1 protein-coding gene is annotated in these 252 nt (G+C 65.5%); it reads left to right on the top strand.

Annotation, left to right across the window (positions count from 1 at the left end; translation table 11 throughout):
- A partial coding sequence (locus DRV85_RS18840; protein WP_147238903.1) for a DUF2924 domain-containing protein occupies window positions 1–196 on the top strand: 196 nt, incomplete at its 5' end.
- Between the last annotated feature and the right edge of the window lie 56 nt (window positions 197–252).

The following is a 252-nucleotide window of genomic DNA, read 5'->3' as shown; positions in this document are numbered from 1 at the left end:
CACCATGCCCATCGCCGGCACGCGGCTGATCCGCGAATGGCGGGGCGTCGAGCACGTCGTCACCGTCACATCGGACGGCTTCGAGTGGCAGGGACGGCCCTACAGGTCGCTCTCGGCCATCGCTCGCGCGATCACCGGGACGCGCTGGAATGGCTGGGTGTTCTTCGGCCTCAAGAATCGGAGGGCGCGGACATGACGAAGGGCCCTGCGAAATCAGGAATGATCCGGAAACAGCGGTGCGCGATCTATACG

Origin of the sequence: Rhodosalinus halophilus (assembly GCF_003298775.1) — a bacterium.
GTDB lineage: Bacteria > Pseudomonadota > Alphaproteobacteria > Rhodobacterales > Rhodobacteraceae > Rhodosalinus > Rhodosalinus halophilus.
Note: the sequence above shows the minus strand (reverse complement) of the source record. Positions and strands in the feature narration are given on the sequence as shown.